The organism is Acidobacteriaceae bacterium (genome assembly GCA_035944135.1).
In the GTDB taxonomy this organism is placed as follows: Bacteria; Acidobacteriota; Terriglobia; order Terriglobales; family Acidobacteriaceae; genus Granulicella.
The window spans coordinates 807919-832880 of sequence record DASZBM010000010.1 but is presented as its reverse complement, the minus strand read 5'-3'; the positions used below and the strand labels follow the sequence as shown (position 1 = coordinate 832880).

The following is a 24962-nucleotide window of genomic DNA, read 5'->3' as shown; positions in this document are numbered from 1 at the left end:
CACCCGCAGGCAGCGCAGCGACGCCTCTCCGTTTAATCCGGATCACCAGGACCGCCGTGGCGTCCCTTCGCGCACCTTTGCGCCCTCCGCGTCAAAGCTTTTCGCCTTTCTGATCCCTCACCGCTGTCCCCCGCACCCTCGCATCGTCTATCCTCAGTATCAGCGAGCAGCCGTGCCTTCCTCCTCTTCCAGCCGCGCCTATCAGCGTTCCAACCGCGCCCACGAGCTCTCCCCCGAAGAGCGCGCCGTCTACGACACGCTCGACCTCACGCGCCTCCCGCAGCACGTCGCCATCATCATGGACGGCAACGGCCGCTGGGCCGGCAAGCGCGCCCTCAAACGCTTCCTCGGCCACCAGCAGGGCGCCGAGTCCGTGCAGTACGTCGTCGAAACCGCCTCGCGCATCGACGTCCCCTGGATCACCCTCTACGCCTTCTCACTCGAAAACAACCTGCGCCGCCCCAAGTCCGAGGTCAGCTTCCTCATGAAGCTCCTCCGCAACTACCTCGTCTCCAACGTCGAGCGCATGAACGCCAACAACATCCGCATGGCCTACATCGGCCGCACCCACGAGCTCCCGTCTGAAGTCCAGGACACCATGCACTGGGCCGAGGAGCAGACCGCAAAAAACACCGGCACCACCCTCACCCTCGCGCTCAATTACGGCTCGCGTTCCGAGATCGTCGACGCCGTCCGCCGCATCCTCACCGACCTCACCACCGAGGCCCACACCCGCGGCTGCTCCGTCGAAGACATCCTCGGTGCCGGCGCGCTCGATTCGCTAGACGAGCCCGCCATCTCCAACGCGCTCTACACCGCCGGCATGCCCGACCCCGACCTCCTCATCCGCACCTCCGGCGAGCAGCGCATCTCCAACTTCCTCCTCTGGCAGATCGCCTACGCCGAGATCTTCATCACCGACCGCCTCTGGCCCGACTTCCGCGGCATCCACCTCATCGAGGCCATCGCCGACTACCAGCGTCGCGACCGCCGCTTCGGCGGCCTCAGCGAAAACTCCGACGAAAAAATCGAGACCCTCCAGCCCGTTTCCGAGCTCGAATCCGAAATCGCCACCGAACTCCACCCATCCGACGTCCTCACCCGCCGCTAAGCAGCTACGCAGTCACATGCCCCGCGGTCCCCACCGCCACCGCCCCGCCGGTCACCGCCGCCGCCAGATACTTCGCATACATCAGAATCTTGCTGCTGCTGGCCTCCCAGAAGAACCCCTCGCTCACATCCACGCGCAGCACCGTAATCTCGGGGTCATCCTCACCCTGCGGAAACCACGCCTTGTACATCGGATTCCACAACTCGTGAATCTTGCCGCGATCCCGCGTCGCTGTTCCACGCCCCTTCAGCGTGATGTACTTCGAATCCGACGGCTCACTGAACGTCAGCGTGATATGCCGGTCCTGCTCCAGCTCGCTCACCTTCTCTGAGCTCCCGCGCGTAAGAAACCACAGCGTTCCATCGAACGGCTTATCCTGCACCGCCATCGGCCGCGCATCCATCGAGCCGTCCTCTGCCCGCGTCGTCATCATCGCGATACGAATCCCCTTCACCAGCTCTGCAATTTTCTTCCGTCCCGCTTCCCCGCTCAGCTCCTGATACTTCGAGTCGGTCTCGTTGCTCTCGCCCATTCGCGCTCTCCTTTCGTGCTCTTGGATGCGCACTCCGTAACCCCCCATGCAATCGAAACTCAACGCACTTTCACTTCGTCACCACCAGCAACCTGGATTAACGCGCCATGAACCGCCGCTTCACCCTCCGCCCTCAGCCAATCTCAATCACCATCAATTCGCGTCGCGACCAGGGCGAATCAAGGCTGCGTCTTTTTCTTCCGATGAAATAGCGCCTTCGAAATATCCGGATAAAACTCCGTAGCCAGCGAGCTCAGCAAATCTTCGCCCGTCACCGTGAACCCGCGCTCCATCGTCAGCCCGAACCCACGATTGGCCGCCGGATAGTACCCATTCGAGATCGCGCCACCGATCAGATTCCCGCCCAGCAGCGACACGTTCGGCTGCCAATGAAAGTTATCGCCGCGGCACCGCACCGCCGACAGCAGCGTATAGCCCAGCCGATGCGCAATCGACCCTGTCCCCAGCCGGAAGTACCGCGGATCCTGGTGCAGCAACGACGGCAGCACGGCCTCCGCGAAAAACGTTCCATCTGCGTCATCGACAAACGACGCGCCGTACCGTTTCGAATACCCGGAAAAACCATAGCCGTACTCCGGAAACTCATGGCTGTGCTGCTCCACTGCGGCATCGACCCCGGCCGCCGCAAAGTCGAACGGGTCAGCCGTATCGGCCACCCATAAACGGAACTTCTCGCGCGCATCCAGCGGCGCCGCGTGCCCGTTGTACACCGTCGTAAACGCCGGCACCACCCCGACCATGCGCTGGTGCGTCTCCTCACGCAGCTCGCGCTCCGCTTCATCATGAACGCTTTCCTGGCTCGCCGACGGCGATGACGATGCGCCTTTCTGATTTGAACTTGCAGGCATTTGTTGACTCGGCGGCTCGGGCGGAACAGACACAGTCGGCGTCTGCGCCGCAACTGGAGCAACGACAAGACACACGGCGGCCAGAACACCGCAGCGAAGGCGAGACACAAGACAAGACACTCTTTTACTCCGAAGGCTTAAGGCGGAAGCCAGCACGCGTATGCGCGCGCACAAACGGGCCACGCGGCACACAAGCCGCCGCGGAGCCTGGCCAAATCGGAGCAGTATCAGATTCGGAGCGGAGGAGACACCGACGGAATCACTACCAGCGCAAGTCGCTGCAGTCTCAGCGGAGCCGCCGCAGAGCGGTCGACAAACTCGGCTGGAAGCTCCTCGAAATCCGTCTCGTATGCGCGTTCTCTTAGCAGCTTACAAACCGCCAGCAGCAGGCACACGATCACCAAAATCGCAAACACCGCGAATTCCGTGTCACATCCAAGCCCTGGCGCATCCCAGCGATCGAAGCACTCGAACACCGGTGTCAGCACCACGCTCAGCAGCAACATCGAAACGCCGAACTGAAAAATCCGCCGCACTGAAACGATTGTAAAGCGTCGATCAGGTCGACGGCCTTCCCTTGGCGCGCATCGCCACTGACGCTCGAATCTCACGAATCAGGGTGCCCCATTCATCGCGCGTCTTTGCGCGATGGGTGGGGTGAACGGCCCTCGGGCGTCCCATTCATGAAGCGAACCGGCATGAGCGGACCTCGCTCTGCCGAAGGCCTGTCGCGAAGGCAAAGGACAGTGCCCAAAATCGCGCTGAAGGTGGTTCGATCACACTCGATGCATCCGAGAAATCGGAAGGGGCACGGCTTCAGCCGTGCCGTAAAGGCCGCGCGCCCAGCGCGCTTCCGCTCTGCCGAAGGCCCGCAGTCCCAGCGTGCTTGCTCGCTGGGGTGGGAGATCGTCGCGAAGGCGTAGCCGTAGCGACTGAATCACCTTGCTCGACCCCGCCACAAACAACACCAGCGCGCCGACCAAACCAAAGTAACGTCAGATTTTTTCTAACCCACGCGTCTTTTTTATTGCGCTAGCGTTATTGTTTGCAGGTGGATCGACATGTCATCGCGCGTCGCTCCACCTGAGGCCTTTTTCATGCGCGCCGTGAGACGATCGCCGTGGTTCCGCATCGCACTGCTCAGCCTGGCAGTTCTGTTTGCGCATACCGGCCACGCGGCCACCCGCTCGATTCTTCCCGACTGCCACCCCAACACCGTCAAAGTCGCCGCGACCAGGCTTGAATCGGAAAAGAAGCTTTCTCTCGCCGTCACTCGACTCGTCAGGCCGGCTCGTCTCGCGCACCGTCACACCTCATTCGCCTCGTTCGACCTCGCAGGCGCATACAGCGCCAGCCTTCTCTCACTACCCGGCACCGGTCACCTCACCTTCGCGCGCTGGTCCGTCTCCACCGACCCGCAGCGCCGGCCGTTCGCCCTCCGCATCTAGATCCCCGCACCTTCCCTTCCCTGCCGGAATGTCTTTCCGCGCGCCTCTTCGCGCCGGAGAGAGCGCTTCCGGTTGCGCAGCGCACGTTCACGTTGAGAGGGAGTGCCATGAAAAACCCAACGCAGTATCTTCCTTCCGCCATCGTCAGCGGACTCATCGCTGTCCTTGTCGTCACACAGACAGCCTTTGCCCAAACAGCCTTCGCACAGGATCAGGCCACGCAGGCGGCTCAGCAGGCCGCGCAGCAGGCGATGCAAGCCGCTCAACAGGCCAATCAACAAGCAATCCAAGCCAACCAGCAGGCCACGCAGGACAGCATCAACGCCGCTCAATCCTCGAGCTCGCTTCCCGTTCAGCTCGGAGGTGTCAACCACCCGCCCGCACCGCAGGTCCCCAGCGGCCCCGTACCGGCCAGAATCGCCGCCGCCCATAGCGTGATGCTCACCAACGTCGGCATCACGGCCCGGCTCGGCCTCGACCCCAACCAGCTCTACAACGACATCCACTCGCGCCTCGCCCAGTGGGGCTACTACCAGCTCGCCAGCAGCCCACAGGAAGCCGACCTCATCTTTCAGCTCGACGAGATCGATCCCCGCAACGGTGGCAATGTCACACCCGCCACCGACCTCTATGACCGCACTCCGTCCTTCCGCATCGTGATCCTCGACGCGAAGACCGGGATCGCCTTATGGACCGTGACCTCGCCCATCTACATCGCCGGGAAAAAGACCTACGCGCATTGGATGGACGTATCGGAGCAGAACCTGATCACGCGCCTTAAGGCGCTCGCCCACCAGCCCGTCTCTCCCGAAGAGCAGGCCGCTCTGACCGAATACCCAACCCACCACGGCCGCACCGCCCTAATCCTTATTCCTATCGCCGGTGTCGCCGCCGGAAGCATCGGTGGAATCATCGCCTACCACCACGCCGTCGACAACGCCAAAGCCAGCCAGGATGCCTTCTGCAAAGCGAACAACATCCCGCCCAGCATGTGCCTCGGAGGCTAGCCCACCATCACAGCCAAGGTCCCGGGTCTCGGTTGTGAGACCCGGGAACCGGCAGACGAACCCCACAACTTGACAAAGCAGCCCCCGGGAGTACCCTCCCAAAACGTCCAAGCCTCACATCATCAGCATCCAACTTACTGATTCCAAATACCTTGCTACTAAAGTATCTGGAATCAATAGTTTGCAATTAAAGTCCACCCTCAACTAACGTCGAATCAAGACTTTGCACAAAAACAGGGGGGGAGGGGGGTACCCTCCATATATCCTCATCAAAGCGCATGAAGCGAGTCCTTACCGCCATCGTCCTGATCGTCCTCGTGGGCCTGCTCATCTTCCTCGGCAAGCTCTGGATGGTCACCCTCTTCGCCGCCCTGGTCGCCGCCCTGGCCGCGCTTGAGTTCCGCCAGCTCTCTGCCGCCGGCGGCAACCCCATCCCCCTCTGGTGGACCCTCTTCGCCATCGCCCTGTTTTTCCTCGCGACGTTCGAGCGCCCGCAGGACACCATCACTGCAGTCGTCTTCTCCACGCTGCTCCTGTTCGCGTGGAACACCTTCACCACGCCGCTCGCCCGCGTCCTCCAGGAAACCGCCGCTGGCCTGCTGCTCCTTATATACATCGCCTATCCGCTCACGCTGATCCCCCTGATCTGGAATCGCGCCGAGGGTGACGGCCTGGTCCTCGTCATCTTCCTCTTCCTCTGCGTCTGGTCCGGCGACATTGCCGCGCTCTACGTCGGCAAGCGCTTCGGCCGCAGCAAGCTCGCCCCCGAGCTCTCGCCCAACAAGACCTGGGAAGGAGCCATCGCCTCCGTCGTCGCCTCCGTCGTCTTCGGCATGGCCCTGATCCTTTACGGCGACTGGCTCAGCCTTCATGGCTCCAGCTTCACCCGCCTCCACACCGACGCTTCCTGGTGGCAGTTCGTGCTCCTCGCCGTCCTGCTCAACTGTGCCGCCCAGTTCGGCGACCTGCTCGAGTCCGCCCTCAAGCGCGGCGCCGGAGTCAAGGACTCCGGCACGATGCTCCCCGGCCACGGCGGCATCCTCGACCGCATCGACGCCCTCCTCCTGGCCGCCCCCGTACTCTGGTTCGTCCTCGCCATCCGCGAGTTCTACTCGCTGGGCAGCTTTTAGCTGCGACTGAAAAAGAGCCCTCAGCTGTATTTTTGAGAAAATAGCCAAGTGAAGAAGATTGCCATTCTCGGCTCGACCGGCTCCATCGGTCAGTCAACCCTCAGCATCTGCGAGTCCTACCCCGACCGATTCCAGCCCATCGCGCTCGCCTGCGGCTCGAATGTCGACATCGCCTTCGAGCAGTGCCTCCGCTGGCACCCGCAAATCGTCTCCATCAGCACCGAACAGCTCGCGGATCAACTCCGCGCACGTCTGAAGTCCGCCGGAATCGCCACAGAAGTCGTCCACGGCACGGCCGGAACCGTACGCGTCGCCACCCTGCCAGACGCTGAGTTCGTCGTCTCCGCCATCGTCGGCGTCGCTGGGCTCGAAGCCACTTACGCCGCAGTACTGGCCGGCAAGACCGTAGGCCTCGCGAACAAGGAGTGCCTCGTCGCCGCCGGCGACCTGATCCTCGCGGCGGCCCGCGAACGTGGCGTTGCTTTACTGCCGATCGACAGCGAGCACAACGCAATCCATCAGTGCCTCCGCGGCGGCGAACCCAACGAGGTCAAGCAGATATGGCTTACGGCCTCCGGCGGCCCGTTCCGCAACACGCCCCTCGCAGAGTTCGAGCACATCACGCCCGAGCAGGCGCTCAAGCACCCCACCTGGGTCATGGGCCAGCGCATCACCATCGACTCCGCGACGATGCTCAACAAGGGCCTCGAAATCATCGAGGCCTGCCGTCTCTTCAACCTGCCGCCCGCGCAGGTGAAGGTCACTGTGCACCCCCAGTCCACCATTCACTCGCTGGTTGAGTACATCGACGGCTCGATCCTCGCGCAGATTTCCGTGACTGACATGCGCCTGCCGATTCTGTACGCACTCTCGTGGCCCGAGCGCATCGCGAGCGACCTCACGTTCGACATGACAGCGTTGAAGCAGCTCGACTTTCAGACGCCGGATCTCCAGCGTTTCCCGTGTTTACGGCTTGCCTACGAGGCCGCCGGCGCATCGCAGGCGCACTGCATTGCGCTGAACGCAGCGGATGAAATTGCCGTCGCAGCCTTCCTGGCAGGACGGCTGTCATTCCTCGGCATTCCACGTACAATCGAGTCTGTGCTTTCGCTCACCCGAGCTGCCTCGCCGGCGTCCATCCCGGAGGTCCTCGAACTGGATCAAACTGCAAGAGCGCTCGCTGAGCAGGTGATTGAGCAGCATCACCCGCATCTCATCGCCCACTGAGGTCTTTCCGCTTCCCTTATGCATCTTCTATCGGTCCTTGTTGAGTTCGGCATCGTGCTCGGCATCATGGTGCTCGTGCACGAGTTCGGGCACTTTGCCGTGGCCAAGCTCTGCGGCGTGCGCGTCGAAACCTTCTCCATCGGCTTCGGCCCACGACTCTTCGGCTGGCGGCGCGGCGACACGGACTATCGGCTCTCACTGCTCCCGCTGGGCGGATACGTCAAGATGTCCGGCGACGTCCCGGGCGAACAGCCCACTGGCGATCCCGGCGAGTTCAACGCACACTCCCGCTGGCAGCGCGTGCTCATCGCACTCGCAGGCCCCATCGCAAACTTCATACTCTCGTTCGTGCTGCTGATCTTCGTCGGTTTGTTCCATCATGAGGTGGCTCAGTACCTCGATGGTCCCGCGATCGTCGACTACGTCTCGCAAGGCTCTCAGGCCGCGACGCTCGGCCTCGCTCCGGGGGACGTGATTACGCAATTCGCGCAGGACCGCGACCCTACATGGGAACGCATTCTGATCGACTGCAATCTGCACATCAACGGCACTGTGCCGATGGTCTTTTCGCATAACGGCCAGCAGACACAAACGGCGCTGCATCTTGCCTACAGTGGCAGCGACGGCGAGTTCGGCCTGGACGATCTGCAGTCGCTGGGGATCAACCCCGCTATGCAGCCTTCTCTCGGAGTGCTCAGCGTGTCGGCCGGCGATCCGGCGGCTCGTGCAGGAATGCAGGCGGGCGACCAGGTCACGCAGATCGACAACCTGAAATTGCACTCGGTCAACACGCTGCTCGCATACCTGAAGGACCGCAACGGCCAGCCTTCGACCGTCTACGTGACGCGCAACGGGCAGCCGCTCACGTTCCACATCACGCCACAAAAGCTGGACAACGGCGCTGGCGATGTACAGTACCGCCTCGGTTTCCAGAACGAGAACCCGCCGGTCAAGGTAGTCAAGCTGCCGCTGGGCGCAGCGATCGTTCAATCGTTCAAGGACAACAAGGATGACTCGACGCTGATCATCCGTGTCCTGAAGGGCATGTTCACGCGGCAGGTGTCGGTACGGTCGCTCTCCGGGCCGATCGGCATTGCACAGCAGATTGACATCGCCACCAAGCTCGGCTTCTGGACGCTGGTCCAGTTCATGGCCACGATCTCGCTCAACCTAGGCATCTTCAACCTGCTGCCGATTCCGATCCTGGACGGCGGAATGATTCTGTTCCTCGCGATTGAGTCGATCATGCGCCGCGACCTGAACCAGGAGATCAAGGAGCGCGTGTACCAGGTCGCGTTTGTCTGCCTGATTGTGTTCGCGGTGTTCGTGATCTTCAACGACATCACGAAGCTACGACATCCATAATCTAGAAACTCGGGTGCCCCACCCTGTCGCGCGATGCGCAGCTTCATCGCGCGACAGGGTGGGGTTTTCCATTTGCGGCGCTACGTTTCCCTGCTCCGCAATTCTTCGACAATCTCCTTCGCAGCAGCGCGCGCGGCGTCTTCCTTTTCGACCGGGAAGCTGATGGCACCCACACGTGCATGGCCGCCGCCGCCATAGCGCTCGCAAATTTCCGCGAGATTCGCAAGCTCGCTGACGGGCTTTTTCGTCCATGGATTCGTGCCAACCGCGACCTTGGTGCGGAAGCTCGACTTTGAAAGGCCAACGTTATACGTGCCCTCGGGATGCAGGTAGTACGGAATGAACTTGTTGTAGCCTTCGGTCGGCTGATCGGTGATGTCGAACGTAATCACGCCTCGGTCGCAGGTTGAGCGTTCGCGAATCAGTTCAATATCTCTTCGATGTTTGGCGAGCAGCGGATCGAGCAGATCCTGAACGAATGGCTGATCGAGAACCTGCTGCAGCGGCATTGACGTGAGCAGCGGAATGATGCGCTGGACGAGAGCGGAATCCGTAGCGCTCTCGATGACCATCGTCAACTTCATTGCCGGCGCGGCCATCTCGACTGCAGACTGGGCGCTCTCGTATTTCGCGCCATCCACGATGTCCGCCCAGTAGATGAGCTCCTTGAGAGGCGTGACATTCATGCCGAACTTCGTGCTCGCGATGTGCGCGATCCAGCTTGTGCAGCTGGTGTACTTCGGATCGAAGAACTGGCGGTTTGCAAGCGGTCCCGGCGTTCCGTCTGCATTCTTTTGTCCGCGGCGGAAGTGCTCCTCGTCCTCGGAGTTCATAAATGCAGACAGGTGATGATCGAACCACCAGGTGACTCGTGGCGACGCAGAATATTTGAAGTCGACGATTGCGTTCTCGTCTGCCTTCTCGAACCAGCTTTCATCGTAGAGGGCGCCGGCGCGGTGCAGGAGCCCCTGGTAGTCGAATGCGTCCGCAGTGCCGATGCACTCGCGGTGGAAGCGCGTGAACAGCGAAGCCGAGCATGCGCCATCGAAGCAGTTGTCGTGGTAAAAGACGCGGCATTTCAAAGCAGTGAGGACCTCCGGATGAGCTCGCGCAAGCCTTCAGCATAGCGGAAGCGACGGAGGAACAGGGACACGGCGGAGGACCGTATCATCGGATGAGCATCATCGAAAGAGAGTTTGATGTCGTATCCACTCAGAGAGCCGCCGCCGGAAGAATCGGCAACCACGCCAGCATCTGTCTTCGCAAATGATGCTGGCCTGCGTCCGTGGTGGCGTCTTCTGCTCTATCTCGCGATTGTGCTGACTCCCTGGCTGCTGATGAAGCTGGCCGAACACATGGCGGTCGCAACCGCACAACCGCAGGTGATCCAGCAACTCTCTCCTGTGGTCGAGGGGATCGAGGAATGGATGCAGTTTGGGTATATCTTCTTCGCGACGTGGATCATGTCGCGGATCGAAGACCGCGATGTCTTTGACTACGGCCTGCAGCCTGCGCGCGGGAGCGTGCGGAGGGGGCTCTTGGGCGCAGTGTGGGGATTGCTGTGCATGTCGCTTCTCATCCTGATGCTGTGGAGCACGCACCACCTCGTGTTCACCGGGATCCTGCAACACGGAGCGGGCGCGGCACTCAAGGGCGCTGCATGGGCGTTTACGTTTATCGGTGTCGGGCTGTTCGAAGAATTCTTCTTTCGCGGGTACCTGTTGTACATCGTTACGTTGTGCTTCGTTGATCTGTTGCGCAGGCGCTTCACGCGAGCGAGCAGTGCAGACACCGCAGCCTTTTGGTGCGCGGCAGTTTTCATCTCGTTTGCGTTCGGGTTCGTGCACTCTGCGAATCCGGGTGAGTCGCCGATAGGTCTTGTATGCGCTGGACTCGCGGGGCTTGTCTTTGCGTTCACGTTGTGGCGCACGGGCTCGCTGTGGTGGGCGATTGGATTTCATGCGGCGTGGGACTGGGCGCAGTCGTTCCTGTTTGGAGTGGCGGACAGCGGTGGAGTAAGCGCGGGGCGGCTGCTGTCGTCGCGGCCGCAAGGCTCTGCACTGATGAGTGGAGGATCGACGGGACCTGAGGGCAGCCTGTTCGTTCTGGCGATTATGCTGCTGATCACGCTGATTGTTGTCACAACTCTTCGACGCTCTGGAACACCCGTATCTGGGACATCCGTTCTGCCGTGGCCCCACATGGAGAAGGACCTCGCGCCAGAGGTACACTGAGCCGGAATGAGTTTGACGGGCGATGCGGCTGGATCGACGCGGGACCGGGAAGAAAATCGGCTCGCCGCAGTGCGGCTTGAAGCGGACGATGAGCCGCGCCTGCTGACGCGCGAGGATATCGACCGTTCGCACCGAGAGACGAGTTCACGGCCGCCGCGTCGCAGAAGGGTGTTTCGCGGAGTCCTGATAGCGCTGACTCTCCTCGTGATTATTGCCGTGGGTCTGACGATCGCCGGAACGATCTGGGCGCGTCACGTAATGCGTGCGGCGCTGCCTGTGGTCGACGGGACGATTTCTGTCACTGGACTCCACGGTCCTGTAACGGTGACGCGCAATGCGCAGGGAGTGCCATCGATTCGCGCGACCAGCGAGGATGATTTGTTGTTTGCGCAGGGCTATGTGACCGCGCAGGATCGGCTGTGGCAGATGGACACGCTGCGGCGACATGCAGCAGGAGAACTTGCAGAGATACTCGGGCCAGGCATGGTCGAGCACGACAAGCTGCAGAGATATCTGCGGCTCCGCGCCGCGGCGGATCGCGGCGCAGCATCGCTTCCGGAAGATCAGCGGCGTGAGCTGGAGGCGTATGCGCGCGGCGTGAATGCGTTTATCGACAGTCACCGGGATAATTTGCCGCTTGAGTTTCACCTGTTGCACTATGCGCCACGACCGTGGACGCCGCGCGATTCATTGCTCGTATCGCTCGTGATGTGGCAGGACTTGTCGACCAGCTTTACGACGAAATTGGACCGTGAAGCGCTCGCGCGCCATCTTCCAGCATCGCTCTTGCCCGATCTTTATCCCGTGGGGTCCTGGCGCGATCATGCGCCGACGCAACCCCCGACTGATCTCACCACACCGCACGAGATCGAAGAGATTCCACTGGATAAGACGCAGTCGCGAGTTGACCGGCCTGTGTTGCCGGCGAGCGCGGGGGACCTCGTTGCGCTCACGGCGGCGCTCGATCCGGCAGGATGTGAAGACTGTCGCTCGGGTTCAAACAACTGGGCTGTATCGGGCGCGCACTCCACCTCAGGAAAGCCGCTTGTCTCGAATGATATGCACCTCGGGCTTCGGGTGCCCGACATCTGGTACGAAGCGGCGCTTCACCTTGCCGCGAATGGAAGCGCGCCGATCGATGTTGCCGGGTTCACGTTGCCTGGGTTGCCGTGGGTTGTCGTCGGCCGCAACACGCATGTCGCTTGGAGCTTTACGAATCTGGGCGGCGATGTGCAGGATGTGCGCGTTGAGCACTTCCGCGGCTCGGGGTCAGATATGCAGTTTGAACAACCTGACGGCACATGGTCACCGGTGCAACACCACACAGAACAGATCGTGGTGCGCGGTGGACCCAATGTGTCGCTGGATGTGCTGACGGTACAACACGCTGCCGGCACTGGCATGATGGAGAGCCCTATCATCTCTCCGGCGATTCCATCGGAGCATCGCATGCTGTCGCTCGCCTGGGCGATCTACGATCCCGCCTGCGTGGACAATTCGATGTTTGCGACGAACACCGCCAGCGCTGGCGCCTCGCTTGTCGCCAGCCTGGCGAGCTTTGGCGGACCGTCGCTCAACCTTATCTATGGCGACGATCAGGGCCACATCGGGTACCACGCGATCGGGCGGATTCCGATCCGCGGACCTGCGGTTCAACATCCGCGTGTTCAGCAGCAGTTCGTGCTGCCCTCACCGGAGCCAGAGTCCGAAGAGGAAGAGGACAGTGAGCCTCCTTCGCCGCCCGTGACTCAAGCTCCGCAAAAGCAACAACCGCAGCCCCATCCGAAAACCGGTGGCTCGCAACCACAGATTGCGCTCGAACCCACGCAGAGTTACACGATCGGTTCGCCGATCTTGATGTCGCCGGTGGATGCGCTGGACGCATCCCAGATGTGGTCCGGTTACGTGCCATACAACGAGCTGCCGAGCATACAGGATCCGGCCGCTGGCATCGTGGCCACCGCGAATGCGCGCATTACGCCGGACGATTATCCGTATGCACTCGCGGACGACTGGGTTGATCCATACCGCGTCGAGCGGATATATCGGCTGCTCGACGCACGATCTGCCTGGAAGCCGGAGCAGATGCTGCATGTGGAGATCGATCAGCACTCGGAGTTTGATCTGGTGCTCGCACACCGGCTCGCCTACGCCATCGATCACTCATCGGCGAAAACACGAAGCAGTGACTCACAGCGGCTACAGCAGGCTGCGGATCTTCTCAGGACATGGAATGGAGAGATGAGCGCGGGTTCGCCTGCTGCAGCGATCGTAGCCGCGACGCGCGGCGATCTCTGGAGCGCACTCCTCGTTCCGCAGATCATCGCGCACGATGGCGGTTCTCGAACGGACGCGGCCCGCATATCGCGGCTCTACACGTGGCATGAAGACAATACGGCACTTGAAGATCTGCTGGAGCACATGCCCGCCCGCTGGCTGCCGCGTGGGGTCGCGAACTGGAGCGACTTCCTGACCTCTGTGGTCGAGCAGGGACTTCATGATGCGCACGCCCCGCGCAATCTCGCTGGATGGCAATACGGCTCTATCCATCCGATCGTGATCGATCATCCGCTGTTTGCCGGGCGGCCGTACCTCAACTGGCTGCTCGGTACGGCGACCGGAAGCGGCGCGCAACCGGCAGGCGGCGACATGACCACGATTGACGCGATCGGTCCCAGCTTCGGACCGAGCGAGCGCTATACGGCTGACCTCTCCGACCCTTCTGCTGCCCTCGCTAACATTGTGACTGGCGAGTCCGGCAACCTCAGCTCCCCCTGGTATCTCGACCAGCTTCAGCCGTGGCTTCGCGGGACAACGTTCGCGCTGCCGGTGCAGAGCGATAACGCGGAGCACTCACTCACCCTCATTCCGTCGCACTGACGATGCGCACCCCCACTTCGGCTTCAGGTGTCAGCTAAGCTGGACAGCATGCCGCGTTCTTCGACGGGCTTTGCGCGAGCATGGCCTGCCACCCTGCTTCCGCTGCTCGCGCTGATCGTCGTTGGGCCTCTGATGGCGCACGGCGTCTCGTGCGGGCACGATTTCGAGTTCCACCTACAGAGCTGGCTCGATGCTGCCGCGCAGATGCGACACGGCACACTGGATCCGGCGTGGACTATTTCCGCCGCATGGAATGCCGGCGAGCCGCGATTCCTCTTCTATCCACCTATCTCGTGGATGTTCGGCGCGCTGCTTGCGCTGATGATGCCACTCTCCGCAGTGCCGATCGTCTTCACCGCCGTCGCGCTGGTCGGCGCCGGCGTCACGATGTACCTCCTCGCACGTGATTATGCTTCAGGCGGTGTGGCGCTCCTCGCAGCTGCTGTCTACATCGGCAACCCTTATATGCTCTTCACCGCGTTCGAGCGCACCGCTTACGGAGAGTTGCTGGCCGCCGTCTGGATTCCGCTGCTGATCCGTGCCGCACTTCGCGCGGAACCCGGCATTCCTGGCATCGCGATCCCCACCGCTCTGCTCTGGCTCACGAATGCACCCGCTGCCGTAATCGGCATCTATACGTTGCTACTGATCGGCCTGCTGCGAATTGGGTTCGCGCTGTTCCCCACGGCCCGGCGCTCAAGAGCGATTGCGCAGATGCTGGTAGTGCGGTTCAGCGCGGGAGGTCTTCTCGGGCTCGCGGTAGCGGCGTTCTATCTGTTGCCCGCTGCTTACGAACGGCGCTACGTTCAGGTTGCGATGGCGATCATCGCGAACATGCGGGTCGACGATAATTTCCTGTTCGGACACACGGGAGACGGCCCGCACGATGGCGTCCTGCACACCGCGAGTCTGATCGCACTTAGCATGCTGATTGTTGCAGGCGTTGCACTCGCGACTGCCTTCTTCCTGCGCAAGCGGGATGGCAAGCACGGAAGATTGCCAGACAGTCGCTCCGACGCGCTTCCGATTCTCGCCGCCCTGACCCTCTTCATCGCCCTTCTGCTCACGCCTGTTTCTCTGCCGATCTGGCATCACGTGCCGGAGCTAGCCTTTCTTCAATTTCCATGGCGCTTTCTCTGCGTGCTCGGGGCCACGCTGGCGCTCACGATCGCCCTGGCTTTCCGCTCGATCCCGAACCTCAAGACATCCAACCTGCTGCTCCCAATCGTTGCCGTCGCGTTCGTCGGCACGATGACAGGGCGCGAGATCATCACCTTTCGCCAGCCCTGTGAGGCGCTCGATCTTCCCTTTGCGCGGGCGCAACTCTTCACCACACATCACGGCGTCGAGCCAACCGACGAGTACACTCCCGGGAATGCCGATAACGACGTGCTGCGCTGGGACGACCCCGGCTACTGGCTTGCCGCGACCGCCAGCGCGTTCGCGCCGGGCACTGTGCCAAATCCTGCTGCCACGATCATCAACTACGACCTGCCTCCACCGGTGGATCAGACGATCAGCGGGGTCGCACCGCGGCATCTTCAGCTCACGCTCTCGCAGCCTGAGGTGCTTGTGCTTAATTTGCGCGACTTCCCCGCGTGGCAGGTCTTCCGCAACGGCACGTTATTGATGACACATCTGCAACGCGACGACGGCCTGCTCGCTATCGCACTGCCGGCCGGCAGTTCCAGCATCGACGTTCGCTGGCATCGGACATGGGATGATTGGCTCGGCGACGCTATAACGATCCTCGCGCTGGGCATACTTGGAGCACTCCTTGTGCGCTCGCGTACAATCAAGCGTGACGCATGAACGCCGATGTGCACACGCTTTTGAAGACAGGCGCGGCGCTCGCTGACGACGCTTTGGAGCGCCTGCTGCCGGCCCCGACTGTTGAACCCCATTCCATCCACCGAGCGATGCGGCACTCCACGTTCGCCGGCGGGAAACGCTTGCGGCCCATTCTGTGCCTGGAAGCCGCGCGCTGCGTAGCCCATGAACTGCCGCCAGCCGCGCCAAACCTCGGGGCGGCAATCGAGATGGTGCATACGTACTCGCTGATCCACGACGATCTGCCGGCGCTGGACAACGACGATCTGCGACGCGGAAAACCGACATGCCACGTCGCGTTCGGCGAAGCCATCGCCATCCTCGCAGGCGATGCGTTGCAGACGCTTGCATTTCAAACCATTTCGCAGCTTGAGACCGGAGCGGCGACTGTCGTCGAGATCCTGCGCGAATTTTCCGTTGCCATCGGCACGGGAGTCGGCGCCCCAACGCCGCTGGCGCCCGGCATGATCGGCGGGCAGGTGATGGACATTGAGGGCGAAGGCCGCAAACCAACCGCTGATCTCGTCGAACGGATTCACCGCGCGAAGACCGGCGCGCTCATCACCACATCCATCGTGTGCGGCGGTCTGCTCGGGCTCGACCACTGCTTGTCGAGCAACGAAGGCGCCGGGCGGCTCGCGTGCTCCGCGCAGGACACGATCGCGCGTCTGCGAACGTTCGGAGAAAACGCGGGGCTTGCCTTCCAGATCATCGACGACGTGCTGGATATGACGCAGACCTCGGCGGAGCTCGGCAAGACCGCGGGCAAGGATACTGCATCGGATAAGGCAACGTGGCCGGCCGTTTTCGGGATCGAGCGCTCGCGACAAGACGCGAACGCGCTCATCCAGGACGCCTTTGCCGCCCTTGAACCGTTCGGCGAAGCGGCGGATCCGCTCAAATCACTCGCACTATATCTCGTCGAGCGCACACACTAGCCCGGAGCTCACCATGCGCTTTCGCCCACGCCACTACGTCCTGATCGCCATCATCCTCGTGCTCGGCGTGTACAACTTCATGCGCATGCATCGAGCTTCACAGCGCGTGGCCGCACCCACGACCGTCGCAGTCAGCAACGGCCCGGTGCCGCAGTCACCCGCATGGCAGGCTTTCGATAAAGCGGCCGGCCTCCGTGATGCCGCGGACGATCAGTTCCAACCGGCACTCTCCGCGCTGAAGCAGCAGATCGACACGGCTTCCGAAAAGGAGAAAGCGGACCTTGATGGTTGCCAGACATGGCTGCTGTTTTACCGCCAGAACGCACATGCCTCCGCGCGGGACGCATGGCGAGAGCGCAGCACGCAACACCTCGACAACTGCGCCCGCTACCATCGTGATCTCAGCAGCTAATACCAACACAACGATGACAGACGCCGATCTCGTTAACGCGCTGCGCGACTGCTACGACACACTGCAGCAGCGCAACATTGTGGATCTTCGGCTGGTGCAGTCCGCCTCACTCACACGCGACGCGGAAGCTCCCGGTGCGAACGTGCGCGGCATTGCACCGCGTTACATCGCAAGAATCATACTGCGGGCACCCGGCTCCGACGACGCTCGGAACGCGCAGGTCCGCGCACAGGTTGAAAACCGTCTCGCCGGGCTGCCGGAGATCTCGCGAACCGAGATCCAGATGCTCCCGGCGATCTTTCCGATCCTGACCGAACGGCGTTCCTGATGCCTGCACGCAAACCAGCCGTTCATCCTTTCGATGTCGCCCACGGCACTGAGACGTCGGGCCTGCTAAGCGGCAAGATCATCGCGCGCGGCACAAGTGCTGAAGCCGCAGACCTGACGGCCTACTACGGCATCGCACCGAGCATCCTGCGCGCAGTGCTCGATCTTTGGTTACGAGAATTGCAGCCGCTCGCACCGATTGAACGCACCGTCTTCCTCGATGTCGGCGCAGGCAAAGGTCGCGCAATGCTCGTCGCGTCGGAGTATCCCTTCCAGCGCGTTGAGGGCGTCGAACTCAATCCGATGCTGGCTGACATTGCGCGGCGGAATATTTCGGTATGGGAAAGTGCGCCACAATCAGCGATGCTCGCGCCGCTCGAGTTGCACGATGCGGATGCAACACGGGCTCCCTTACCGACAGAGCCGACCCTCGCGCATCTGTTTCATCCGTTCGAAGATCGGCTGCTTCGCCGATTTCTTCGCCACGTCGAAAAGGACCTCGCCACACATCCACGCCCATTCGATCTTCTTTACGTGAACGCCGAGCATGATTCGCTTCTCGATCAACACCCGGCTCTTCAACGCCTGTGGCTGGGACGGGTGCCGATGTCCGCAGAAGACCATATTGCGGATCTCGCGGCGATCGCACAGCAGAAGGAATATGGCTCGACCGGCGATGAACTTTGCGCGATCTACAGATTCAGAAGCCGGGGAACAAATCGGGCACCCCAATCGTATTAATAGAATTCCCTCATAAATCAGGAGCATAATCAGCCGATTACCGGTCCGTTTGTGCGAAATTCACGAATCACAGGGAACTCTCTCCACATCCGATCCGTATAGCTGAATGTACGAGGCGCTTGGATGCAGACGCAAAAGGTCAGCACCTGCGTATCGGGCCAATAGCTTATTCCAGTGATAGCGACGGCTGAGTCAAGACCTCACAACCGCCCGCACTGATGACCATCACTACAGCCCCGCATCGGGTTCAGCGCCGCAGCATACGCGAGCGCTATGAGGAGACATGTATGTACGACCTTCTGATCGCCACCTTCGCCGCTCTCACCGTCTTTGTTCCGACCTTCATCGGCATTCGTGCACGCACCAATGCCGACTGGAGACACAGCGCGTAACCGACGAGACATAGCACCGCAATCAGGAGCGCCGCTGGCGATGGATGTTTCGCCTACGGCGCTCGGCGTGTTTTAGGAGCAAGTAATCACTCGCGCCAGCGAACTCTCAGCAGGCGCTCTGTTTCGTTCTCACCGATTTCGATCGTCACTTCCGCATCGGCGCGCGCCACCAGCGACGGAAAGCGCTCGCCCCACTCGGCCAGCACCAGCGCATCCTGGCGCTCCAGCATCTCCGAGATTCCGAGCGCCTCGAGCTGAAAATCGTTCTCGAGGCGATACAGGTCCAGGTGATAGACCGTCAGGTTGCGACCGTTGTACTCGTGCACCAGGGTGAACGTGGGACTGGCAACGTCGTCCGCTTCCGCCGCGCCGAGCGACGATACGATTCCCTTCACGAGCGTTGTCTTGCCTGCGCCGAGATCGCCGTGCAGCAGCACCAGCTTGGGCGGCCGAAGCAGTTCCGTCATCAACTCGCCCAACGCGATTGTGCCATTTACGCTGCGAGTTCGGAGGCGCTTCTCGCGCGTGAACTCAGGCATGGTGACGGTCCTCGCGTCCAGCAAGCCCTGTGATCCACGTCGATCCATCCGCGTCTTCCACACGCGCGCGAAACGCCTGCCAAAGATGATTTATGGTGTCCGTCGCGAGCACCGTGTGCTCATCCTGCGCGAGCGTCGCGTAATCTGCAGCGAGCCCATGCAAGAAGACTGCGGCCTCCACTGCCTCGGGCACATGCTCCGGATATTGGGCGATCATCGCCGCGACAATTCCAGTGAGAATATCGCCGCTTCCACCCTTCGACATTGCTGGATTTCCTGTGGTGTTCACAGCAACCCGGCCGTCCGGATGCGCGATCAGCGTGCGCCATCCTTTCAGCACCAGCGTGACACCGTTCTCTGTCGCGAAGCGCCGCGCCAGACCGATGCGGTCCGCTTCGACGTCCTTCACGCTCGAGCCGATAAGCCGCGCCATCTCGCCCGGATGCGGCGTCAGCACGATAGTTCGCCGCTGGCCGCGTTCATCGGGAGATGTCGAGCGCTTCAGCAGCTCTGTCCTGTCCGCGAGTGCATTCAGCGCATCCGCATCGAGCACCATCGGAAGCGCGATCTTTTGCACCAACGCACGCACGAAGTCCGGAGTCGTTCCGTCCTGTCCGAGCCCAGGCCCGATGCCCACAACAGTCATCCCCTTCAGCAGCTTCTGCAACGACTCTTCCTCAAGTTGGTCAAGCGTCAGCCCATCCTTCTCTTCCAACGGCGTGCACATCAGCTCCGGCGCTACCTGCGCGACGGTCGGCAGAATCGAGCGCGGCACGGCAGCGGTCGTGAGCCCAGCGCCTGTGCGCATCGCGGCCAGGCTTGCCATCGACGGCGCACCCGCCTTGCCAGGGCTTCCGCCAATGATGAGCACGTGCCCAAAACGCCCCTTGTTACCATTCACGTCGCGCGGGCGCTCGACGATCCGCTTCGATGTCCCCGCCCAACAGAGTTCCGTATGCGCGGGCATCGATTCCAACGGTGTGCCAATCGGCGCGACGATTACTGGCCCGAAGGTCTTGCCCGGAGTGAGGTGTCCAAACACATGCGCCATCTTGGGCGCTACGAAGGTCACGACTGCGTCTGCGCGAAAAGCCTGCGCTTTTGCGCTCTCATCTGCTGACGTCTCTTTGGTCGAATCGGCGTCCCACCCGCTCGGCAGATCGACCGCGACCACGGGTGCGCTCAATGGTGCGATCAAGTCGCGTGCGGTTGCCGCCAAACCACGCAGAGGAGGCTTGAAACCCGTTCCCACAATCGCATCCAGAATCAGCTTCGCATCCCTTAAGGCGGTCCGTAGTGCAGCCTCGTCCTTCGCTTCAACGAACTCAAGCCCGGGAGTTTCCTTCGCGCTGGCCAATGCGGCTGCCGCTTCGCCTCGCGTCTCCTCGATCGAGCCAAGCAGGACCAGTCGGACCGGAGTCTGTATCTCCGCCAGAATTCGCGCTGCTACAGCGCCGTCACCACCGTTGTTGCCTCTGCCACAAAGCGCGACAACCGCTAAGCCGGGGTAATAGTGGTGGCAAAACCGCGCTACTGCCTCGCCCGCGTTTTCCATCAGGACGCGCACCGGTACACCGCGATCGTTGGAGTCGCGATCGACAGCACCCATCTGCGCTGCGGTTAAAATCTCCATCCTCGTCATTGTCCCTCAGATGCAGGCAATAACGGAACGAAGCAGTTTCCTCTCAGATTTGACCGTCAGGCTAGTTCCCTGTCGCGGTCGTCATCGCAGACTGCGCAGGCTCGACCGGCTTTGGCGCGAAGTAATTCCGCTCGTACATCGCACGGTAGAACTCGCCCGTCAGCTCCGCGGCCTTTGGACCGAACGTGGGCCGTCCGCCCTCCAGGAAGATCACTGTCACGATGGGCCCGGTTGGCGCCTGACCGTACGAGACAAACCATCCGTACCGCGTACCGTTGTTCGAGCATGTGCCCGTCTTGCCGAAGACGGGGAACTGCTCAAAATTCTGACGGAGTGACCGGGCCGTTCCGTTCGAGAAGTCCACCGCCCCGCGCATGCCCGGCAGGATCTCCGGAATAACGTTCTGGATGTCGAGCTCGCGTTTCACTTTTGGCTCAAACGCTGCAACCTCGTCGGGCGTGGTGGGGTGCTGGAGGTAGTAGAGCGTGCCGCCGTTCGCAATCGCAGAGACTAACGCGCCGAGCTGCAGCGGTGTCATCGAGATGCTTTCGCCGAACGAGCACATTCTGCCCACGCCGCCTTCCGACTGCGGCAGCTCCACATCCGGATACACACCCAGCTGCTCGCCGGGAATGTCGTACCCGGCCAGCTCGCCGAGCCCGAATTCATTCGCATAGTGCTTCACGCGCTCAAATCCCATCGCGCGGCCCAGCACCTCGAAGTACAGGTTCACTGACTTCGCGAGCGCATGCGTCAGGTCTAACGAATAATGGCCGCCCAGGTTCACTGGTGTGTCCGCCTTGACCAGCCCTTCCTTCAGTGCTGCCAGTGCGACCGCGACCTTGATTGTCGAACACGGCTCCGCGCCTGCACTCAGAGCCAATCTCTGGTTCACCATCGCAAGGATGCGGCCATTCGAGGGATCGATGGCCAGCACCGTGCCGTTCATATTCCCCAGCGCCTCGACGGCCGCGGCGCGTACCGTTGGGTCCTCACCGCCGGTCACATCGCCCATTGTCAGGTCGTCGGCGAAGCTACTCGTCGTGAACCGCTCTGTGGGGCGATACACCAGTGTCCGGCGGTAATAGTGGACATGCCCGTGGATCACGACACGCTGCACCACTGTACGGGCGGCGCGCGTATGCACTACTGCCCGAACCGCTGCATGTGTTCTCGAAGTGTGGTGAACGACGCGATGCTGCGTCGATGCGAGCGCGACTCCTGCGCCCGCCAACAGACTAAGAGCTAGCCCTGTGACTCTCCGATTCATGAACTCTCGCCCGCTCCCGTGCTTCTTGACTAATAAAACTGTTACCTACCGGCTCCGCCGCAGGAATGCTGGGATATCAAGCTCATCTTCATCAGATGACGAGGAGCTTCCTCCAGCATACCCGGCAAAGCTGGGAATCCGCGCTTCCGGCCAGTGCGTCTCGGTCTTCTGCTGCGCCGCAACGGTCTCCATCGCCTGCGAATTGTCGGCTTCCCTGCTTTCGAACGACTCTCGCGTGTCGCGAGGGGTCTCGCGCGGCGTTTCCCACGACCGTGGCTCCGGCGAAGGCCTGAGCTCGTCATTCGACTTGCGGAAGAAGTCGTCATCGAAGACCGACGCAGGTACCGGAACTAATTCCGGCTTCGGCTCGGCGGACGCCGTGGGCACATACGCTCCATGCACACGCTCCGGCTCCGGCTCGCGCGGCGGCGTAATGCGCAGCGGCTCTCTGGATTTCAACCGGGCCGGCTCCGGCAGCGGCTCAACCGGCGGAGTGATCCGCAACGGCTCTTCCGAGCGTGGCGTAATGCGCAAGGGCTCGTCATCGTGCGGCGTTATCCGCAGTGGCTCTTCCGCACGCGAAGTCGTACGCGGTCGCTCCTCGGCGCGCGCAGCCGGCGCTGGCGTTGGAGGAGGTGGTGGTGGCGGCTGAACCGCAACCGGCTCGGGCGGCGGCACCACTGACATCACAGACTCGCGCTTCTCTTCACGACCCTTCTTCCGCGCAGCCTTTTCCTGCACTTCGACCGGGCGCTCCTGCTCCGCGGCCGACGCATAAATCTCGCTCGCAAACGGGGCCGGCGTAACTTGGGGGCGTTGAGCAATGCGCGGCGGCGCCGGGGGGGCCATTGGCTCGACACGCGATGCCGGCAAGGCAGCGCCCTGCAGCATGCGCTCGCGCCGCTGCGGCATGTCCTCCTTGAACCCCGTCGCAATGACCGTAATCTTCACTTCGTCGCCCATCGACTCATCCTGCACGGCGCCGAAGATGATGTTTGCGTCCTCGTGCGCGGCGTTCTGGATGATCGTCGATGCTTCAAACACCTCATTCAGCTTCAGGTTGCTCGAGCCCGTAATGTTGATCAGAATGCCCTTGGCTCCATCGATCGCGCCGGACTCCAGCAGCGGGCTCGCCATCGCAGCCGCAGCCGCTTCCTTCGCGCGCTCCGGCCCGCTCCGCACTGCGGTCCCCATCACCGAGTAGCCCATTCCGGCCATCGTGGTGCGAACATCCGCGAAGTCGCGGTTGATGACGCCGGGGATGGTGATGATGTCCGAGATCCCCTGAACTCCCTGCCGCAGCACATCGTCGGCAATGCGGAAGCTCTCGAAAAAGCCTGCGTCACGCGCCACGGCCAACAGCTTCTCATTCGGGATCACGATCAGCGTGTCGACGGATTCCAGCAGCTCCTGCATGCCGCGCTCGGCCTGCTTCATGCGCCGCTTGCCCTCGAAGCTGAACGGCTGCGTCACGACCGCCACGGTCAGCGCGCCCATCTCGCTCGCCAGCGAGGCAATCACCGGCGCCGCGCCCGTCCCTGTTCCGCCGCCCAGGCCCGCGGTCACAAACACCATGTCCGCGCCTTCGAGCGCCTCAATAATCTTGTCCGAATCCTCGAGCGCCGCCCGTCGGCCGATGTCCGGATTCGCGCCCGCTCCCAGGCCGCTCGTCAGCTTCACGCCGAGCTGCAGCTTCACGGGAGCCTGTGAACTCTCCAGGGCCTGCACGTCCGTGTTGGCCGCGATAAACTCCACGCCCTCCACGTTTGCTGCAATCATTCGGTTTACGGCGTTGCCGCCGCCGCCGCCCACGCCGATCACCTTGATGCGCGCGTTGCGCTGCGCTTCATCGTGGTAGTGGATGCGAATTGCATCCTCAGGCTGATTGGACATACGCGGGCCTCCTCAGGCGATGGGGGTCGCCTGTTGTGATTCTGCATGAGTGAAAGGAAAACGCCCGAACAAAGCGCGTTACCTCGTATCTTGCTGGATTCGTACCTGCCGGCTCGCTGCCTCTTTTACCGGCTGGCGCGCGACGTGTAGAACACAACGCCAATCCCAATACTTTGGATGCTGTGCGTGACCGGTTCGAAAGCCGCATCCATTCCAGACTCCATCGCGCGCGGGGGGCGCACGGGTGGCATCTGATCCAGGCTTCGAGAGTAGGTCCCCGCATTTTTTCTAGACTTCAAGACCCTGCCGTGAACGTCAACACCCAGGCGGACGGCACTCACCGGACGAAAGTCGTAGTTTCCCCGCAGATCGCGCCGGAACGACGCCGCCTACTTCCCGAGGGGGAAGGTAAACACGATGCCGGCACCGATCGACTGAATCCCATGGGTATCCGGGCTGCGTGAAGTGATCACCGTGCTGGACGTCGTTGCTGATCCCGAAGTGGTGAGAGTCGTCGTCTGCAAGGTCGGAGTCGATCCAAAGGCCTCGCCCTCACCAAGTTCAATCGCGCGGATGCTCAGGTATGGCAGCAGAGGAACGTCCACGCCCACAAATCCCTTGAAGAGCGTGTATCCGGTGTAGGTAGCTGCGTTATAAGTGAGAACACTCTGCGTAAGGGCTGGCGTCACATTGTTATTGATCGTGACCGTGTTCGTGTAGAGCCCGCTGGCGTTATTGCGGGCGTATCCCCCGGCAATCTCGACATAAGGACGAATCCAGTGCACGGGCGTATGAAAGGACGCACGCACCCCGCCAAGCGCCTCGTAGTTTTTCACGATACCGGGCCCGCCCGCCGAGCTGTCGGCCCGCTTGTTCGAGCTCTGGACCGCTCCGCGCGCATCCACACCGAAGCGCATGGGACCAAATGTGCGGAAATCATAGTAGGCCCCGAAGTTGCTGCCGAAAGGCTTTACCTTGCCATCCGTTTCCGCGCACGGGCTGGCAAACGACGGGCAGGTCACCCCTCCGAACCAGGCACCATTCGCCGTGGCGTAAACGCCAACCTGGGCGTGGGTTGCAACAGAGCTGAGCAGAAAAAGAACGAGGGCAATGCCAAAGGCAGTCCTGCAACGAAACATGAGCTTTATTCTACCTGCCAAATTGCAGGAAGCCAC

Annotated in this window: 22 protein-coding genes; 13 read left to right on the top strand and 9 right to left on the bottom strand. The window is 61.9% G+C overall.

Annotation, left to right across the window (positions count from 1 at the left end; genetic code table 11):
* The first annotated feature begins 172 nt into the window (after window positions 1-172).
* The gene (locus VGU25_17890) at window positions 173-1111 is read left to right on the top strand and encodes an isoprenyl transferase (protein ID HEV2579082.1); all 939 of its coding nucleotides are present in this window, start codon (window positions 173-175) and stop codon (window positions 1109-1111) included.
* Between the two features lie 4 nt (window positions 1112-1115).
* Here the strand turns inward: VGU25_17890 and VGU25_17885 are convergent, their stop codons facing one another.
* The 3 genes from VGU25_17885 to VGU25_17875 all read right to left on the bottom strand — a co-directional run bounded on the left by VGU25_17885 (window position 1116) and on the right by VGU25_17875 (window position 3048).
* Window positions 1116-1643, bottom strand: a complete 528-nt coding sequence (locus VGU25_17885) for a pyridoxamine 5'-phosphate oxidase family protein (protein ID HEV2579081.1) — start codon at window positions 1641-1643, stop codon at window positions 1116-1118.
* A gap of 179 nt (window positions 1644-1822) precedes the next feature.
* A complete protein-coding gene (locus VGU25_17880; GenBank protein ID HEV2579080.1) occupies window positions 1823-2512 on the bottom strand; it encodes a hypothetical protein in 690 nt (229 codons plus the stop codon).
* Window positions 2513-2739: 227 nt separating this feature from the next.
* The gene (locus VGU25_17875; protein ID HEV2579079.1) at window positions 2740-3048 is read right to left on the bottom strand and encodes a hypothetical protein; all 309 of its coding nucleotides are present in this window, start codon (window positions 3046-3048) and stop codon (window positions 2740-2742) included.
* 561 nt (window positions 3049-3609) lie between these two features.
* On the opposite strand from VGU25_17875, the gene VGU25_17870 reads away from it, so the two are divergent.
* The 5 genes from VGU25_17870 to rseP all read left to right on the top strand — a co-directional run bounded on the left by VGU25_17870 (window position 3610) and on the right by rseP (window position 8689).
* On the top strand, window positions 3610-3960 hold the full coding sequence (locus VGU25_17870) for a hypothetical protein (protein HEV2579078.1): 351 nt from the start codon (window positions 3610-3612) through the stop codon (window positions 3958-3960).
* Between the two features lie 107 nt (window positions 3961-4067).
* Window positions 4068-4967 (top strand): hypothetical protein, encoded by a 900-nt coding sequence (locus tag VGU25_17865; GenBank protein HEV2579077.1) that lies wholly within the window; start codon window positions 4068-4070, stop codon window positions 4965-4967.
* 278 nt (window positions 4968-5245) lie between these two features.
* Entirely contained in the window at window positions 5246-6097 is an 852-nt protein-coding gene (locus tag VGU25_17860) for a phosphatidate cytidylyltransferase (GenBank protein ID HEV2579076.1), read from the top strand.
* Between the two features lie 48 nt (window positions 6098-6145).
* A complete protein-coding gene (gene dxr, locus VGU25_17855; GenBank protein ID HEV2579075.1) occupies window positions 6146-7324 on the top strand; it encodes a 1-deoxy-D-xylulose-5-phosphate reductoisomerase in 1179 nt (392 codons plus the stop codon).
* Window positions 7325-7342: 18 nt separating this feature from the next.
* Complete coding sequence (rseP, locus tag VGU25_17850; GenBank protein ID HEV2579074.1) at window positions 7343-8689, top strand: RIP metalloprotease RseP; 1347 nt, start codon at window positions 7343-7345, stop codon at window positions 8687-8689.
* Window positions 8690-8769: 80 nt separating this feature from the next.
* Here rseP and VGU25_17845 read toward each other — a convergent pair whose 3' ends face one another.
* Window positions 8770-9771, bottom strand: coding sequence for a phosphoesterase (locus VGU25_17845; protein HEV2579073.1), 1002 nt, complete (start codon window positions 9769-9771; stop codon window positions 8770-8772).
* Between the two features lie 117 nt (window positions 9772-9888).
* Here VGU25_17845 and VGU25_17840 point away from each other — a divergent pair, with 117 nt between their 5' ends.
* Genes VGU25_17840 through VGU25_17810 form a run of 7 tightly spaced genes read left to right on the top strand, consistent with a single transcriptional unit; the run spans window position 9889 to window position 18051 of the window.
* Window positions 9889-10923, top strand: a complete 1035-nt coding sequence (locus tag VGU25_17840; GenBank protein ID HEV2579072.1) for a CPBP family intramembrane glutamic endopeptidase — start codon at window positions 9889-9891, stop codon at window positions 10921-10923.
* 6 nt (window positions 10924-10929) lie between these two features.
* Entirely contained in the window at window positions 10930-13803 is a 2874-nt protein-coding gene (locus VGU25_17835) for a penicillin acylase family protein (protein HEV2579071.1), read from the top strand.
* 48 nt (window positions 13804-13851) lie between these two features.
* Window positions 13852-15615 carry a hypothetical protein gene (locus tag VGU25_17830; GenBank protein HEV2579070.1) on the top strand — a complete coding sequence of 588 codons (1764 nt, stop codon included), beginning with the start codon at window positions 13852-13854 and terminating at the stop codon, window positions 15613-15615.
* Window positions 15612-16571, top strand: a complete 960-nt coding sequence (locus tag VGU25_17825) for a farnesyl diphosphate synthase (GenBank protein ID HEV2579069.1) — start codon at window positions 15612-15614, stop codon at window positions 16569-16571. The genes VGU25_17830 and VGU25_17825 overlap by 4 nt, the downstream gene beginning before the upstream one ends.
* A gap of 13 nt (window positions 16572-16584) precedes the next feature.
* Window positions 16585-16983 carry a hypothetical protein gene (locus VGU25_17820; protein ID HEV2579068.1) on the top strand — a complete coding sequence of 133 codons (399 nt, stop codon included), beginning with the start codon at window positions 16585-16587 and terminating at the stop codon, window positions 16981-16983.
* Window positions 16984-16996: 13 nt separating this feature from the next.
* Window positions 16997-17311: a DUF59 domain-containing protein gene (locus VGU25_17815; GenBank protein HEV2579067.1), complete on the top strand. Its 315-nt coding sequence runs from the start codon at window positions 16997-16999 to the stop codon at window positions 17309-17311.
* Window positions 17311-18051, top strand: coding sequence for a class I SAM-dependent methyltransferase (locus tag VGU25_17810; GenBank protein ID HEV2579066.1), 741 nt, complete (start codon window positions 17311-17313; stop codon window positions 18049-18051). Before VGU25_17815 ends, VGU25_17810 begins: the two co-directional genes overlap by 1 nt.
* 478 nt (window positions 18052-18529) lie before the next feature.
* Here VGU25_17810 and tsaE read toward each other — a convergent pair whose 3' ends face one another.
* The 5 genes from tsaE to VGU25_17785 all read right to left on the bottom strand — a co-directional run bounded on the left by tsaE (window position 18530) and on the right by VGU25_17785 (window position 24926).
* Window positions 18530-18982 (bottom strand): tRNA (adenosine(37)-N6)-threonylcarbamoyltransferase complex ATPase subunit type 1 TsaE, encoded by a 453-nt coding sequence (tsaE, locus tag VGU25_17805; protein HEV2579065.1) that lies wholly within the window; start codon window positions 18980-18982, stop codon window positions 18530-18532.
* Window positions 18975-20615 carry an NAD(P)H-hydrate dehydratase gene (locus VGU25_17800; GenBank protein ID HEV2579064.1) on the bottom strand — a complete coding sequence of 547 codons (1641 nt, stop codon included), beginning with the start codon at window positions 20613-20615 and terminating at the stop codon, window positions 18975-18977. Before VGU25_17800 ends, tsaE begins: the two co-directional genes overlap by 8 nt.
* A gap of 70 nt (window positions 20616-20685) precedes the next feature.
* Entirely contained in the window at window positions 20686-21894 is a 1209-nt protein-coding gene (locus tag VGU25_17795; GenBank protein ID HEV2579063.1) for a penicillin-binding transpeptidase domain-containing protein, read from the bottom strand.
* 45 nt (window positions 21895-21939) lie between these two features.
* The gene (gene ftsZ / locus VGU25_17790; protein HEV2579062.1) at window positions 21940-23787 is read right to left on the bottom strand and encodes a cell division protein FtsZ; all 1848 of its coding nucleotides are present in this window, start codon (window positions 23785-23787) and stop codon (window positions 21940-21942) included.
* Between the two features lie 389 nt (window positions 23788-24176).
* A complete protein-coding gene (locus tag VGU25_17785; protein HEV2579061.1) occupies window positions 24177-24926 on the bottom strand; it encodes a hypothetical protein in 750 nt (249 codons plus the stop codon).
* Window positions 24927-24962: the final 36 nt, after the last annotated feature.

What these genes read in the sequence shown, in the direction of transcription:
- VGU25_17860 (HEV2579076.1), top strand. Translation starts at nt 5,246, where the DNA reads ATGAAGCGAGTCCTTACCGCCATCGTCCTGATCGTCCTCGTGGGCCTG.
- VGU25_17885 (HEV2579081.1), bottom strand. Translation starts at nt 1,643, where the DNA reads ATGGGCGAGAGCAACGAGACCGACTCGAAGTATCAGGAGCTGAGCGGG.
- VGU25_17800 (HEV2579064.1), bottom strand. Translation starts at nt 20,615, where the DNA reads ATGGAGATTTTAACCGCAGCGCAGATGGGTGCTGTCGATCGCGACTCC.
- ftsZ (HEV2579062.1), bottom strand. Translation starts at nt 23,787, where the DNA reads ATGTCCAATCAGCCTGAGGATGCAATTCGCATCCACTACCACGATGAA.
- VGU25_17880 (HEV2579080.1), bottom strand. Translation starts at nt 2,512, where the DNA reads ATGCCTGCAAGTTCAAATCAGAAAGGCGCATCGTCATCGCCGTCGGCG.
- tsaE (HEV2579065.1), bottom strand. Translation starts at nt 18,982, where the DNA reads ATGCCTGAGTTCACGCGCGAGAAGCGCCTCCGAACTCGCAGCGTAAAT.
- VGU25_17870 (HEV2579078.1), top strand. Translation starts at nt 3,610, where the DNA reads ATGCGCGCCGTGAGACGATCGCCGTGGTTCCGCATCGCACTGCTCAGC.
- VGU25_17810 (HEV2579066.1), top strand. Translation starts at nt 17,311, where the DNA reads ATGCCTGCACGCAAACCAGCCGTTCATCCTTTCGATGTCGCCCACGGC.
- VGU25_17865 (HEV2579077.1), top strand. Translation starts at nt 4,068, where the DNA reads ATGAAAAACCCAACGCAGTATCTTCCTTCCGCCATCGTCAGCGGACTC.
- VGU25_17785 (HEV2579061.1), bottom strand. Translation starts at nt 24,926, where the DNA reads ATGTTTCGTTGCAGGACTGCCTTTGGCATTGCCCTCGTTCTTTTTCTG.
- VGU25_17825 (HEV2579069.1), top strand. Translation starts at nt 15,612, where the DNA reads ATGAACGCCGATGTGCACACGCTTTTGAAGACAGGCGCGGCGCTCGCT.
- VGU25_17840 (HEV2579072.1), top strand. Translation starts at nt 9,889, where the DNA reads ATGTCGTATCCACTCAGAGAGCCGCCGCCGGAAGAATCGGCAACCACG.
- VGU25_17830 (HEV2579070.1), top strand. Translation starts at nt 13,852, where the DNA reads ATGCCGCGTTCTTCGACGGGCTTTGCGCGAGCATGGCCTGCCACCCTG.
- VGU25_17815 (HEV2579067.1), top strand. Translation starts at nt 16,997, where the DNA reads ATGACAGACGCCGATCTCGTTAACGCGCTGCGCGACTGCTACGACACA.
- rseP (HEV2579074.1), top strand. Translation starts at nt 7,343, where the DNA reads ATGCATCTTCTATCGGTCCTTGTTGAGTTCGGCATCGTGCTCGGCATC.
- VGU25_17795 (HEV2579063.1), bottom strand. Translation starts at nt 21,894, where the DNA reads ATGAATCGGAGAGTCACAGGGCTAGCTCTTAGTCTGTTGGCGGGCGCA.
- VGU25_17835 (HEV2579071.1), top strand. Translation starts at nt 10,930, where the DNA reads ATGAGTTTGACGGGCGATGCGGCTGGATCGACGCGGGACCGGGAAGAA.
- VGU25_17820 (HEV2579068.1), top strand. Translation starts at nt 16,585, where the DNA reads ATGCGCTTTCGCCCACGCCACTACGTCCTGATCGCCATCATCCTCGTG.